Annotated in this window: 11 protein-coding genes and 2 pseudogenes; 12 read left to right on the forward strand and 1 reads right to left on the reverse strand. The window is 71.3% G+C overall.

Going from position 1 to position 13,302, the window contains the following annotated elements:
• Positions 1-6 precede the first annotated feature (6 nt).
• The 3 genes and pseudogenes from ABZV77_RS05670 to ABZV77_RS05680 all read left to right on the forward strand — a co-directional run.
• Positions 7-531 carry a hypothetical protein gene (locus ABZV77_RS05670; RefSeq protein WP_356250664.1) on the forward strand — a complete coding sequence of 175 codons (525 nt, stop codon included), beginning with the start codon at positions 7-9 and terminating at the stop codon, positions 529-531.
• 473 nt (positions 532-1,004) lie between these two features.
• A complete protein-coding gene (locus ABZV77_RS05675; protein ID WP_356250666.1) occupies positions 1,005-1,715 on the forward strand; it encodes a hypothetical protein in 711 nt (236 codons plus the stop codon).
• Positions 1,716-1,795: 80 nt separating this feature from the next.
• A pseudogene (locus ABZV77_RS05680) lies at positions 1,796-2,323 on the forward strand (glycosyltransferase); the annotation flags it as partial.
• A gap of 21 nt (positions 2,324-2,344) precedes the next feature.
• Here the strand turns inward: ABZV77_RS05680 and ABZV77_RS05685 are convergent.
• Entirely contained in the window at positions 2,345-3,571 is a 1,227-nt protein-coding gene (locus ABZV77_RS05685; RefSeq protein WP_356250668.1) for an IS110 family transposase, read from the reverse strand.
• A gap of 579 nt (positions 3,572-4,150) precedes the next feature.
• Between ABZV77_RS05685 and ABZV77_RS05690 the strand changes: the two are divergent.
• The 9 genes and pseudogenes from ABZV77_RS05690 to ABZV77_RS05730 all read left to right on the forward strand — a co-directional run.
• A pseudogene (locus ABZV77_RS05690) lies at positions 4,151-4,357 on the forward strand (glycosyltransferase); the annotation flags it as partial.
• A gap of 47 nt (positions 4,358-4,404) precedes the next feature.
• The gene (locus ABZV77_RS05695; protein ID WP_356250670.1) at positions 4,405-5,211 is read left to right on the forward strand and encodes a DUF317 domain-containing protein; all 807 of its coding nucleotides are present in this window, start codon (positions 4,405-4,407) and stop codon (positions 5,209-5,211) included.
• A 47-nt stretch (positions 5,212-5,258) separates the two neighbouring features.
• The gene (locus ABZV77_RS05700) at positions 5,259-6,440 is read left to right on the forward strand and encodes a hypothetical protein (RefSeq protein ID WP_356250672.1); all 1,182 of its coding nucleotides are present in this window, start codon (positions 5,259-5,261) and stop codon (positions 6,438-6,440) included.
• Between the two features lie 466 nt (positions 6,441-6,906).
• Complete coding sequence (locus ABZV77_RS05705) at positions 6,907-7,257, forward strand: hypothetical protein (protein ID WP_356250674.1); 351 nt, start codon at positions 6,907-6,909, stop codon at positions 7,255-7,257.
• A gap of 131 nt (positions 7,258-7,388) precedes the next feature.
• Entirely contained in the window at positions 7,389-8,312 is a 924-nt protein-coding gene (locus ABZV77_RS05710; RefSeq protein ID WP_356250675.1) for a hypothetical protein, read from the forward strand.
• Between the two features lie 46 nt (positions 8,313-8,358).
• The gene (locus tag ABZV77_RS05715; protein WP_356250677.1) at positions 8,359-9,615 is read left to right on the forward strand and encodes an MFS transporter; all 1,257 of its coding nucleotides are present in this window, start codon (positions 8,359-8,361) and stop codon (positions 9,613-9,615) included.
• Positions 9,616-9,721: 106 nt separating this feature from the next.
• Positions 9,722-9,943 (forward strand): hypothetical protein, encoded by a 222-nt coding sequence (locus tag ABZV77_RS05720; protein WP_356252312.1) that lies wholly within the window; start codon positions 9,722-9,724, stop codon positions 9,941-9,943.
• 194 nt (positions 9,944-10,137) lie between these two features.
• On the forward strand, positions 10,138-11,277 hold the full coding sequence (locus ABZV77_RS05725; protein ID WP_356250679.1) for an AAA family ATPase: 1,140 nt from the start codon (positions 10,138-10,140) through the stop codon (positions 11,275-11,277).
• The gene (locus ABZV77_RS05730) at positions 11,274-13,073 is read left to right on the forward strand and encodes a hypothetical protein (RefSeq protein ID WP_356250681.1); all 1,800 of its coding nucleotides are present in this window, start codon (positions 11,274-11,276) and stop codon (positions 13,071-13,073) included. The genes ABZV77_RS05725 and ABZV77_RS05730 overlap by 4 nt, the downstream gene beginning before the upstream one ends.
• Positions 13,074-13,302 lie beyond the last annotated feature (229 nt).

Genomic DNA, 13,302 nt, shown 5'->3' on the forward strand with positions numbered 1-13,302 from the left:
AGTCCCGTGTCCCTGCCACACCCCGACTTCGAGCTGTACGACAACGTCGGCCGCACCACCGAGCAAATCACCGCCCATCGGCACGACCGGCCGACCGCCGACGACCTGCATCGCTGGGCGGCCCACGACGCACGGGAACTCAGCACCTCGTTCCCCGACGAAGAAGCTGGCCAGAGCATCATCGACTGGACCCGTCAGCTCTACCGGGTACGTACAGCAGCCGAGTTGAACACCGTTGCGCAGGCCGTCCTCGGCGACGGACGCAGTGGCCTCGGCGAGCTGCACACGTTCCTGGAGACCGCGGCCGAATGGTGCGAGCACAACCAGGAACCAGGCATCGCAGCGCGCTATCGCCAGCACGCCAAGGAGCTGTCAGCACTCGGTGATCGACTCGTCTACTTGCGCGAGGACCACCTGGCCAGCATCTACCGGAGCACGAACCGGTCGGCATCCGCGCAGCCCCCGCGGGCCGTTCCGGCGGCTCCTGCCGCGCCACCTGCGCCTGCGTCTGCGCGCCGATCCGCCCGCTGACCCCGCCCACGACAGGAAGATCCTCTGTCCACTCGTTCTGTCATCGCCCGTCCCACCGGCACCGGATACGCCGGCAGTTACGTCCACTGGGACGGCTACCCCAGCCATCACCTGCCCCTGCTGCTCGCCGCACACCAGCATCGCTTCGCCGGGGACACCGACGCCCTGACCGCGTACCTCATCGACGAGGCGCCGGAGGGCTGGTCCTTCCTCGGCAGCGACCTCCTGGACGGCGCACCCGATTCGCTGCGCGCGCACCTCGCCGGCGGACGTAACGAACCCGGCCGCCGGTACCCGGCTCACCCGACGTTGCCCCCGTTCACCTGGACCGAGCGAACGGCGTCCCAGCTGAGCTGGGGCTACGTCCTCCACCCGGCGGGCATCGAAGTGATCAGCGCGCCCGGCGCGGCCCGCGGTCCGGTCGTCGCGTGGGGCACCGACCCCCGCGCGCGGTTCCGTGACACCGCCAGCCTGTGGGCGCCCGACCGGCCGATCCCGGCCAGCATCCCGCCGAAGGCCACCGCGCGCACGGCGCCGCCCGGCCCCACGCCGTCGCCCATCGTGGCAGTGCCGACACGTCCCCGCGCGCACTGACCGCCCCATTTCAGGAGACCGACCTGTCCACTCGCTCTGTCATCGCCCGTCCCACCGCCGACGGCTACGCAGGCATGTACGTCCACTTCGACGGCTACCCCGACAACAAGCTCCCGCTGCTCCTGGCCGCCTTTCAGTACCGGTTCGCCGGGGACCTGGAGGCCATGGCCCGCCACCTGATCGACGACGTGGAACACGGCTGGGAGGAGCTGGGCACCGACCTCCTCGACGGCGCTCCCGCCGCCCTGCGCCGCTCCCTGACCGGGGGCGACGAGTACCCCAGCCGTCAGATGACCAACGTGATCTGCTCGGACGGCAGCCCGGCCGAGCGTGAGCTGATCACGCAGGACGGCACCGACGACCTGGAGTGGGCGTACGTCCTGCGCCCGCACGGCATCGAGGTGATCGCCCTGCAGGAGTACGACCGCGGTCCCGTCGTCGCGTGGGACACCGACCCGCGCAGCCGAGTCACGGCGAATCCGAGCGCGTGGCACCCGGACACGCCGGCGCCGCTCGTTGCGCCGCGCACCGCCCCGCGCCTTTCCACGACCGCGTCCGCGCCGGCGCCCCGCAAGGCCGCCCGCCGCTAGCCCCGGCCATCCCGCACCGTCCCCGACCGTCACCCCGCCCGGAGAACCCGCTGCCCCCGCACTCGCGCCCGAAGATCACCGTGGTCATCGCCACCCAACTCCGCCCGGAACGCCTGCCGTTCCTCGTGGCGATGCACGCCAGCCTGTGCCGCCAGAGCGTGCCGTGGCAGGCCGTCGTCGCCCTCGACGGAGCCGACCCCGCCCGACTGCCCGCCGCTCTCGCTGCCGACCCGCGCGTACGCACCCTCGCCCTGCCGCGCCCGGTCGGCGCGGCCTGCGCCCGCAACTTCGCCCTCACTGATGTGGACACCGAGTACGTCAACTGGGCTGACGATGATGATGAGTTCACCGACTGGGCCATGGCACTGCGGCTGCGCACCCTGGAGGCGACCGGGGTCGGCTGGTGCGCCGGATACAGCCAGGACCTCCACCCCGACGGGGCCACGAGCCTGTGGCGGCCCCCGACGCCGCCGGGCCGGCACGAGGCCGGAGACGTGTGGCGGTACTGGAAGGACCCCAGCGACACCATCCCGCTCGGCCCGACCACCCTCCTCGCCCGCACCGACCTGGTGCGCGCGGCGCCCATGGGCGGGCTCGTCCAGGGCGAGACACCTCAGCGCCCTAATTCGTCAAGCGGCGGCGGCGATTGGGGTGGGGTATGCGGTCTGCTCGTCGAACAGTTCGCCTGCCTGGAGGCAGTGGTAGAGCTGGCCGAGCATGCGGTTGAAGAGGTTGCGCTGGGCGGCTGCGTGCCAGTCTCCGGCCTCGCGGCGCCGTCGGTAGTGGGCGTTGGCGCCAGCCGATGCCCGGAGTGCGGCGAAGGCCCATAGATAGCCCGCGTGGTTGAGGCGGTCGTTCTTGACCCACCGTCGGGTGATGGACGACTTCTTGCCCGAGGCCCGGGTGACGGGCGAGGAACCGGCGTATGCCTTGAGGCCACGGGCATCGGCGAAGCGGGTGTGGTCGTCGCCGATCTCGGCGAGCACCCGGGCGCCGAGCTGGGTGCCGAGTCCGGGGAAGCTCAGGATCACGTCAGCGTCCGGGTGCTGGGGAAAAGACTCCTCGACCGCCTGGGCGAGGTTGTCGGCGGCGGCGCAGGCGGCTTCCAGCTGGATCAAGAGGGCGAGCATCTGCTTGCCCAGGGCGTCCTCGACCAGCGGCGGCTGATGGGCGTAGTCGGCGCGGAAGACCTCGCGAATCCGGTCGGCCTCGGCGTCGACGTTCCGCTTGCGGCCGGCTCGCTTGAGCGCGGCCTGGAGCTGGGTGCGGGTCAGCCGAGCGGCGCGGGACGGCGTCGGGGCAGTCTTGAGGAGCTCGCGGGCCTCTCGACGGCACAACCCGTTGGCCCAGGTGGCGAAGGCATCCAGGGCGGCGGGGTAGTACTCGCGGAGCAGAGATCGGAGCTGGTTGGAGGTCTGCTGCCGGTTCCAGAGCGCGTCCTGTTGGGCACGGGCGAGGACGGCGATGGCGCGGCCGAGGTCGCTGTCGTTCGGCAGGGGCCGGTGGGCGTGCCTATCGGTGCGCAGGATGTTCGCCAGCACAAGGGCGTCGCCGGGGTCGGACTTCTTGCGGGAGACGGACGTGCGGTCGCGGTAGCGGGCGGCGGCCATCGGGTTGATCGCGTAGACCTTGCGTTTGCCGGTCCGCAGCACCGCGACGAGCAGGCCGCGGGAGGTCTCGATAGCGATCGGGATCGGGTGGTCCTCGGTGTCGCCGTACTCGGCGAGCAAGTCCAACAGGATGGTGTAGCCAGCGGCATCATCGGAGATGTGCCGCTTGGCCAGTAACTCTCCGGTGTCGTTGACCAGAGCGACGTCGTGCGTTTTTTCCGCCCAGTCGATTCCGCAGTAGATCACGGTGTTCCTCCCCAAGCGTGCGGGTGTTTGTGCTGGTCACGAGCACAATTGGAACCACGCGGCGCCCTAATCCCAGGACTCGGCCGCATCGGCCGGTCCTCCACCTCAGTAGCCGTTCGTGGCACCAGCTCACCCCACGGGCCCCGGTCTATGCAGGAGCTCAACGGGCTCGGGCATCACAAGAGGTCACCGCGCGGTCGGCTCGCACCACCAACACCAACGAGTGATCAAGCGATGAGTGTTGACGACTGTGGGTGTCGAGCGCCGTCCCTCTACGAAGAGACCTCGCGGGTCTGGTGCCAACAAGACATCCGCTCGATCCCACGGCCATTCATCGCTTTGGCGGTGGCGGCCACGAAGGCGCCGAGCGCCACCGATCTCGCCCACAGGCGTTGCCGCCTGGACTACTGAAGGCATTCGCACGGTGCCCACGCGACCGCCACCGCCATGAGCACCCAGACCGCGCACACGATCTACGGTGAGGCGTTGACCGCCCGGCTGCCTCGAGATGTCACGGTCTGGTACTCGAACATCCCGAGAAGCACCTGCCCCTGCGGAATGCCGCTAACTACGGATTAGGACTACTGCACCCTCGCGGTCACCTGTCTCGCCCCGGGCATCGTGCTGCCCGTGCCGGTCTACCGGTACCGCAAGCACGCCGGGCAGATGACCGCGCAGGACTCATACGACCAGCTGGAGGAGAGGGCGCGGGCCTTCGCCCATCGATTTGGTGTCAGCCTGCGCGCCGCGTCCGCCTCGCTCCGCGAAGCAGCAGCCGCCGCGTAGTTGAGACGGCCCTCGCCCCGCCCCGCTCCTACCCACCAAAGGCACCTATGCCCGACACCCCCGCTCAGGACCGCCCCCCGCAGAAGGTCCTCATCTCGCCCCGCTACTTGGCCGCCAGCCTGCCCACCACCCACCACGAATTCCTGGGCGTCTTCGCCGAGGAGGCAGGGTGGAGTGCGCAGACGGACAACACGTCGTTGACCGTGACCAGTCCCTGCCGGCGCGTCACCATCCGCCACGACCAGACGGCCGTGGGCCGAGGCCCCCACCTGGTGGTCTCGGCCCGGAGCGACGAAGACGCGTCCGAGCGATGGCGCACGAGCGTCCGCGGCGCCGTGCCGGTCGAGTTCGTCTCCACACTCCTCGGCACCCTGGCAGCCGAACTGGAAGCCGACCCGGATCACGTCGTCTACGGAATCGGCGCCGAACCCGGCCAGTTCGAGCTGTTGGTCGACATCGACGCCTGGAACCACTTCGAGTCTTCCGGACTCTCCGGGTTCATCTCCCGCGACGGGCAGGCAGCCGTGATCGGCCGGCCGCCGGACTCATCGGCGCCGCCCATCCACGGCGACGCTGCCATCGCCTGGCACGTGGCCGCCTCCCCGGACGACCTCGGTCACCTGTGGGACATCTCGTTCACGCAGAAGGCACCCGACTTCCTCATGCATGCCGTGGTCGCCAAGACCCTCGATCCCCGGCCCATCCTGCGCTCCACGGCGTTCCCGTTCCCCAAAGCCGTCGTGCCCCTGGTGACCATCACGCACGTCCCGTCGCCTCGGCCTCCCGCGGCGCGGCCATCACCCGACGGACCAGCGCGCAGCCCCGAGCCCAAGCGCGCCCCGAAGACCCGCTGAGCCCCGTCCGCCTGGACGACGTTGTGGCTCGACCCACCAGGACCTTGATGCCCACCTCCTCCACCGAAATCATCCTCAGCACCAGCCGGCCGCTGGGCCTCGTCGGCATCGCCTCCGGCGAGAACTACGAACAGGCCAACCAGGCCCTCGAAGCTGCCGGATTCAGCCGCCTGTCCAACGGCGCGTACACCGCGTCCCTTGCCGACGATCAAGCCGCCCGGCGCACCGCCAGCACCCTGGTGGCCCACGCCCACGAAAACGGCGCCACCATCGTCACCAGCCCCCGGCGCTACCTCGGCGACATCGGCACCGACATCGCCGCCCGGCTGCCGGGCACCTGGAGCGCGCAGCTGGAGATCTACAGCCTCCCCCTGTGGCAGGAAGACCTCTGGTACGGACTCTGGGAAGCCGGCGAGATCTATCGCGCTCTCGAAGTCCACCGCGTCCCGTACGCGTCCGTGCTGAAGGACGGAAAGGGCACCGAGCTGCTGCTGGTCGAGCGGCCCGGCCACTCCAGCGGGTATCTCCTCGGCGCACTCACCGACCACGAGAAGGAGGACGTCCGTGATGACCCCACGACGCCTCCCAGCATGGTGCTGCCCGCCGAGCCCGACCAGGCCGCGTCCGCCATCACGCACACGTTCCTGCCCGCCTACCAACGCGCCCTGCACCACCGGGACTTGAACACGGTCCTGTCAGCACTGGAACGCATTCGAGAGGAGCACCAGAGCTTCCAGCTCATCAAGAGTTCGGGCCGCTACACCGCCGGCGTGCCGCTCAGCAGCCGACTGATCGACAGCATGGAACGCGCCTTCGCCGACCACGCCTGGATCTCGTACCGCGTTGTTCTCGAACACGCCCCCGAGCTGCTCGCCCGATGCCAGCCGGCCACTACCCCGTGGCCGGAGGATGCAGCGGCGCTGATCCGGCTGCGCGCCGCGCTCGCAGACAGCGAGGAAGCCTGGCACGAGAGCAACACCCTCAGTTCCGACCTGCACGCGATCCCACGGACGCTGCACACCCACGAGTGGAGCCACGTCCGCGCACAGCTCGGCCTGGCTGCGCTGCCCGCGATCGAGACGTGGCTCACCGACAGCGACGTCTTCGAGCGCCAGGCACGCGCTGCCGCGCCAGACGAGCAGGCGGCCCTGTCCGCTGCGAGCCCGCGCATGCTCACCGCCCGCCCCACGCCGCTGCCCGCTCCCCGCGCCGCCACGACGCACCGCTGACCGCTCACAGAAAGGATTCGCCTCTGTCTGACCACTTCCGCTTCGGCGCCCACCCAGACCACGGATTCGTAGCCTCCGCCACCGCGAACATTCCCGCGCACCTCGCGAACTGGTTCCTCGTCCGCGAGCAGTTCGAGCCGGTCCCCGACACCCCGGGCCTGTACCGGCTCACCAACCCCGAGCAGGACGGGATCCGCCGCACCCGCCAGGCCGTGCACGACCTTCGACGTCACGGCTTTGAAGTCCACGCCGACTACAGCCTCGACCCCGGGCGCAGCGCCTCTCCGCCCCGGCCGGCCGTACGCAACGGGCTGATGGAGCGCCGCAACCGCATCGCGCAGGCAGCCGCCACCCGCTCACCGCAGCAACGCGGCGCCCCGACCACCACGCTCCCCGGGTTTCTGCCCCAGCCCGGCGCCGTACCGGTGGGCGGGCATGCCCAGACAGTCGGGAAGGGACGGAGCCGATGAGCGACGATCCGATCCGCATCACCCGCGGTCAGGGCGGCGAAGTCGACGTCGAGGGCCCGGTCGACGGCTTCGCCGCGAGCGTCCTCAAGCGAGCCGGGTTCGACACCTACCCCACCTTGCGGGGCGTCTGGATTCGGCTGCCGTTCGACCTGGGTCACACCTGGGAGAACGAACACGCCACGTGGGCGGCCGAGATGCTCGGCGCCGCCCGCTACCGCGTCGACCTCGACCCCGATCTGCGCGCAGTCCCGCCCGCCGCGTCCGCGCCATCGGCACCGCGCCGCACGACGACCGCCATGACCACGCAGTCCGCCCCCGCCGGCACCCCGCGGCGGCAACGGCGCTGACCGCCGATTCGACACGAAGGCCCTCCGCCCTGACTTCCTCCGCTGCCATCTCCCTCCACCTCAGCTCCGGCAACACGATCGTCGCGCTCCCCAGCGGGGAACGGCACCAATGGGCCACGACCGCACTGGAGTTGGCCGGGTTCACCCGGGAGCACCGGGACGACGCCCACCGGCTGTCCCTCGATGACCACGCCAGCGCACGCGAGGCGCTCACCCGGCTCCATCAGACCGCTCAGGACTGCCAGGCCAAGGTCATCACCAGCGAGCGGCCCTACTTCGGCGACATCGCGCACGCCGTCGCCGCAGCCCTGCCCGGCCCGTGGGACGTGAGCATCGAGCACTATCCCGACGGCGTCATCCCCACCGACGTCCTCGACTGGGTGTGGGAGGCCGGCCCTGCGCTGTCCACGCAGCCCGCGTACCGCACCCCCGGCGCGGCTTTTCTCCGCGACGTCGGAGGAACCGAACTCCTCCTGGTGGAACGTCCCAGGGATGGCCGGTACTTGATCGGCACCCTTATGCCGTCGCCGGACCATCTGAACGTGGTCGGCGCCGGGCCACGCACGGTAAGTGCTGCCACGGCTCGCGAGGCAGCTGCCGACGTGCGCTCGCGTCTGCTGCCCGAGTTCGAGCAGCTGGTGCATCTGTCCCGGATCCGCGAAGCGCAGCAGGACCTCGACTGGGTGCGGGGCGTCGAGCCCGGCACCGTGGACGCAGTGGACCTGGACGCCGCGCTGGACCGGTTCCTCACCCACGCGCCCTACCTGCTCGCGGCCACCCGTCGGGCCGACATCAAGCCCCTGGCCGCCAGCGAGACGGCCGTCCTCATCCGCTTCGAGATCCTCCTCGCTCGAGCCCCGGCCGACACCGACGGCGGATCCGAGGCGGACGGCACGGACGCGGCCCTGGCGCTGTGGCTCGAATCCGGCGAAGACCTGCTCGATGTGGTCCGCACCGCCACCGTCAGGCCCGCCGAGGTGCCCGCTCGCCCGGCCATCACCGCCGCCACGCCACCGAAGCCTCCGGCAGCGGTCGCCGCCGGACGCACCCGCTAGCCCTCCCTTTCACCCCAGCCAGAAGCCCACGGAAAGCATCCCCGCGTTGAACTCCGACACCAGTTGCCCGCCGGACTGCACTGCCTCCCGGCCGTTGCTCGCCGAGCGGCATGTCGCCCGGCTGCTGCTGGGCACTCTGCTCGGTCGCCTGCCCAACGGCATGGCCCCCGTGGCGATCCTCTTGTTGATCGCCGAGCAGGGTGGATCGCTCGCGACCGGCGGGCTGCTGTGCGCGCTGTACGGGCTCGCGAGCGCCGTCGGGCAGCCGGCGCTGGGACGCATGGTCGACCGGCGCGGCCAGACTGGTGTTACAACGGCCGCCGTCCTGGTCACCACGGTCTGCCTCCTGCTGCTGCCGTACGCAGACGCCCTCGCCCAGCCGGGGCTCGCAGCGGGGCTGGTCGTCCTCGCGGGGCTGAGCACGCCGCCGCTGGAGGCCAACCTGCGGTCCCTGTGGGGCGCCGTGCTGAAGGACCCGGAACGGCGGCGTGCCGCGCTCGCGCTCGACACCGGTGCCCAGGGGCTGATCTACGTCGCCGGGCCGCCGCTGGTCGCCGCACTGTCCGCCCTCCAGGGGCCCGGCGCAGCCATGACGGTCACCGCGGTACTCGGGCTGCTCGGGGCGAGCGCGGTACTCAGCGCCGAACCGTCCAGACAGTGGCAGCCCCAGGACAGGCACACGGGCGGGATCCTGGGGCCTCTGCAGCACGGCGGGCTGCGGCTGCTGTTCCTCGCCGTCTGCGGAGTCGGCTTCGCGCTGGGGGCGATGAACGTGTGGGCCGTGACCATGGCCGACCAGCACGGCATGGCCCTGCTGTCCGGAGTCATCCCCGCCGCGCTGTCCGTCGGCAGCCTCCTAGGCGGCATCCTGTACGGCCGGCTTCGCCGACCTGGCCAGCTGGGCACCCAACTCCGCACCGCAGCATTCCTGTTCGCGCTCGCCTGGGTTCCGCTCGCCGTTCACCCCGGCCCGATCGCCGCGACCGCCCTCACGGCACTGCCGGGCCTCTTCCTCACCGCACTGATCACCAGCGCGTTCCTCACAGTGGATGCACTCGCGCCCGCCGGCACCCGCACCGAGGCGTACGCCTGGCTGATCGCCGCCGTCGGCACCGGCCAGGCCGCAGGCACCGCGCTCGCGGGTGCGCTCTCCACGCACCCCTTCATCGCCGCACTCCCGACCGCCGGGGCGTTCGCCTGCCTGGTGGTGCTGCTCGGCGCCCGCCGCCGTCTCGCCGTTTCAAGTGCCGCACGCCGCCGGGGTCGGCACCGACGCAGGCCAGCCCACGCCGCGCGTCGCTGACCCCACCATCTGTCCGCCCGACCGGGCAGCCCCGCCCTTGACCCCTGAACTGCCCGCCACCACCGATAGGAGTTCCGCCTTGCCCGACGCACCAGCAGAGCCGTTCATGCCGATCCGGCACGCCATCACCGGCGAGATCACCACCACCGGCTACAACGCCGCGGCCCGGCGGGTCCTGCTCCAGTCCGGCTTCGAAGAAGCACCAGGCTGCGCCTGCCGAGCGACGGAACCCGGTACAGAGCGGACACACCAGCCTGCTCGGCAGCCAGCGAGCTGCTCGTCGCCGGCCATCCCCTGCACCTGTACCGAGCCCTCGGCCGGCCGGTGAGCGCCGACGGTACGCCCCGGTTGGCCCGGTCGCCGATGTCGGCACAGTCCGTGATCCGCTCCGAGAGCGGCCGGCCTCTCCAGCGCATCGCCAACCCCGCCCGTACCCGCACCTGTTGAAGGACTTTCGTTTTGACTACACCCGGAGCGCCTACCAGTCCGGCGCGCACCAAAGGCGGTGAACTACGGGCCAAGGTGGCCCGACTGCTGGCCGACCGGCCCGCAGACACGCTCACCATCGGGGACATGGCCCGGCAGCTGGGTCACTCCCACGGCGCCGTCCGCAACGCCGCCCTCACCCTGGTGCGACGCGGCGAGGCCGACCAAAGCGGAACCGGACAACCGGAGTTCCGCGCGAACGCGAAAACCGCAGCAGCCGCGCAGAGCGCTGTGATCAGCCCACCGGGCACCCACGCTCCCCGCGCCCAGCCGACCACGGCCCGCACCACCACTCCCGCCGCTGCCACGCCGAAGCAGACCGGCCCGATCCGCCGCGCGGGGGGCCAGCTCTACCACCCCCGGGAGCTGGCCGATCTGCCCGACGTCGAGGCGCTGAATCGCCTGCGCGACGCGGATGTGCCGGTGCTGCTCTACGGCCCTCCGGGCACCGGCAAAACGTCGTTGGTGGAGGCGGCGTTCCCGGACCTGCTCACCGTCGCCGGTGACGGCGACACCACGGTCGGCGACTTGATCGGCGAGTACACGCAGGCCGACAGCGGAGGCTACGTGTTCCAGTACGGTCCGCTGGTCACCGCGATGACCGAGGGCCGCGCCCTGCTGATCGACGATGCCACCTTGATCTCACCGAAGGTCCTGGCGGCGCTGTACCCCGCGATGGACGGGCGCCGGCAGATCCAGGTCAAGGCCCACAAGGGCGAGACCATCAAGGCCGAGCCGGGATTCTACGTGGTGGCGGGCCACAATCCCGGCGTCCACGGGGCGGTGTTGACAGAGGCGCTCTCAAGCCGGTTCAGCGTGCAGATCCAGATCGGCACGGACTATGACCTCGCCCTGGCCTTGAGGATCGATGCCCGGGTGGTCCGGGTCGCCCGCAACCTCGCCCGCCAGGTCGAACTCGGCGAGCTGGGCTGGGCCCCCCAACTGCGCGAGCTGCTCAGCTACCAGAAGACCGAGGCCGTCCTCGGCACCAACGCCGCGCTCGCGAACCTCGTCGGCATCGCACCTGTGGAAGATCGCGACGCCGTCGCCGACGCCGTCATCAAGGCTGCCGGCGTAAAGAAGATCGCGCCCCTCACCCTCGGCAAGCAGCTCCCCGCCACGGCCGCCCGGCAGCCCCCGAGCAACAGTTCCGCACACCGGGGCCGCCCGCGATGAGCGCCCACCACCACGTCCAGTCACCCGCAACCGCCCGGGACGACGACGCCGACCTCGCGCGCTGGGACGACGACGGCGCCCCGCCCGCGCAACCCCGCACCTCCCCGGCCGCGTGGCTGCGCGTGGGAGCCGAACTCGGCGACCGGCTGGTCGACCTCTCCGGCCGCCAGGACCTCCTCGTCACCTGCCGCCCCGGCACGCGCAGCGGCGCACCGGCCGCGTACTTCCCCACGCTGGGCGAGGTCGAGTTCGACGCCGGCCTGTTCGCCCCGCTGAAGCCCCACGAGATCCATCCGCGGATCGTGGGCGACGAGGAGCGGTATCCCGCCGCCTGGGGAGTGTTCGTCCACGAGGCCGCGCACGCGGCCCACTCCGTCTGGACGGAGCCTGCCGGAGCGAACCGGCGTGTCGTTGAGGCCGCGCTGCTGCTGGAGGAGAGCCGGGTCGAAGGCGCACACCTGATCACGCGGCCCACAGACCGCACGTACCTCCGCACCAGTGCACGAACCCTGGTCATGCCCGACCTCGCGCACCCCACCCTCCAGGGCATCGAGCAGGCCGCCTCCGTGGCGGCCTTGATCCTCGGCCGCCGTGACGTCGGCATCCTGGACGCCGGCGAGACCCGGGCCGTCGCCGATCTGTGCGAAAAGGTGCTGGGCGCAGACCTGTTGGCCACACTCACCCGTATCTGGACCGCAGCCCACCAGTGCGCTGACCACGACGCGACGACCATGCTCGCGCACGGTCAAGACTGGTGCGACGCTCTGGACATCGCGGCCCCCGCCCGGCCAGTGCCGGCGAACCTTGCCGATCTACTGTCCGGCGCCGTGGGGGTTGTCATGGACAACACGGCCGCCACTGACGCCGCCGACCTCGCGGCACAGGCCGCAGCGGACAACGCCGTGGCCACGCGGTCCAAGGCGCAGGCGCAGGACCGCGCTCAGCGGGCCGGGCAGCGACGCAAAGCCGCTGCCACCGCCAAGTCGGTCTTCAACGCCCGTGGCGCCACCGTCAACCCCGACGGCACACCGGCGCCCCGCAGCAACCCGGTCACCGGCACCCGCAGGCCCACCGCCGCCGAGCAGAGTGCCGCCGCGCGCCTGAGCCGTGCCCTGCGTGCCGCCGCCTACCGCGAGCGGACCGAGGAGAGGTCCACCAGCCCCACCCCGCCCGGCCGCCTCAACATGCGCCAGGCCCTCGCCCGCGACGCTCAGCGCGCGGCCGGGTCGGTCCCCACCGCGGAACCCTTCACCCACACCCGTCGCCGCAACTCCCCTACCCCGCCGCTGCGTGTGGGGATCGCCGTGGACGTCTCCGGTTCCATGCATGCCGCCTGCGCGCCGGTCGCGTCCGCTGCCTGGATCGTGGCACGCGCAGCAGCCCTGACCGACCCCGACTCTCTGACCGCCACCATCGCCTACGACCAGCACCTGACCGCATTGACCCGGCCCACGCACCGAGCACCAGAGCGCGTGACGACGTTCGATGCCAACGGCGGCGCCCACAACCTCGGCGACGCCATCGACGCACTCGACCACGGCCTCGAACTCAGCCGGCCCGGCGCCGGCCGCCTCCTCGTGATCGTCACCGACGCCCACTACGGCAGCGACGAAACCGCTCAAGCCGTCACCCGCGTCAAGCAGCTCACCACCGCCGGCTGCGCCGTACTCCAGCTCACCCTCACCGCCAAGTCCCAGCACCTGCCGGGGACCACCTTGCTGCACCTGCCGAAGCCCTCCAGCGCTCCAGCCGCCATCGCCAAGGCGGCCACAGACGCCATCCGCAGGACCCGCTGAGACGACGCAGAAGGCGGAAGCGTCCCCGAGACCACCGCCGTCTCGCCGTTTCAAGTGCCGCACGCCGCCGGGGTCGGCACCGCCGCGAGCCAGCCCACGCCGCGCGTCGCTGACCCCACCATCTGTCCGCTCGACCGCACAGACCCGCCCTGAACCCCTGAACTACCCGCCACCGCAAGGAGATCACCCCGAATATGGCTGTCCGTACGACCTGGAAAATTGTCCACAG

It is taken from the genome of Streptomyces sp. NPDC004732, assembly GCF_040609235.1.
Classification (GTDB): Bacteria; Actinomycetota; Actinomycetes; order Streptomycetales; family Streptomycetaceae; genus Streptomyces.

Coding starts and splice junctions, on each gene's coding strand:
- ABZV77_RS05695 (WP_356250670.1), top strand. CDS start 4,405: ATGCCCGACACCCCCGCTCAGGACCGCCCCCCGCAGAAGGTCCTCATC.
- ABZV77_RS05700 (WP_356250672.1), top strand. CDS start 5,259: ATGCCCACCTCCTCCACCGAAATCATCCTCAGCACCAGCCGGCCGCTG.
- ABZV77_RS05705 (WP_356250674.1), top strand. CDS start 6,907: ATGAGCGACGATCCGATCCGCATCACCCGCGGTCAGGGCGGCGAAGTC.
- ABZV77_RS05720 (WP_356252312.1), top strand. CDS start 9,722: ATGCCGATCCGGCACGCCATCACCGGCGAGATCACCACCACCGGCTAC.
- ABZV77_RS05730 (WP_356250681.1), top strand. CDS start 11,274: ATGAGCGCCCACCACCACGTCCAGTCACCCGCAACCGCCCGGGACGAC.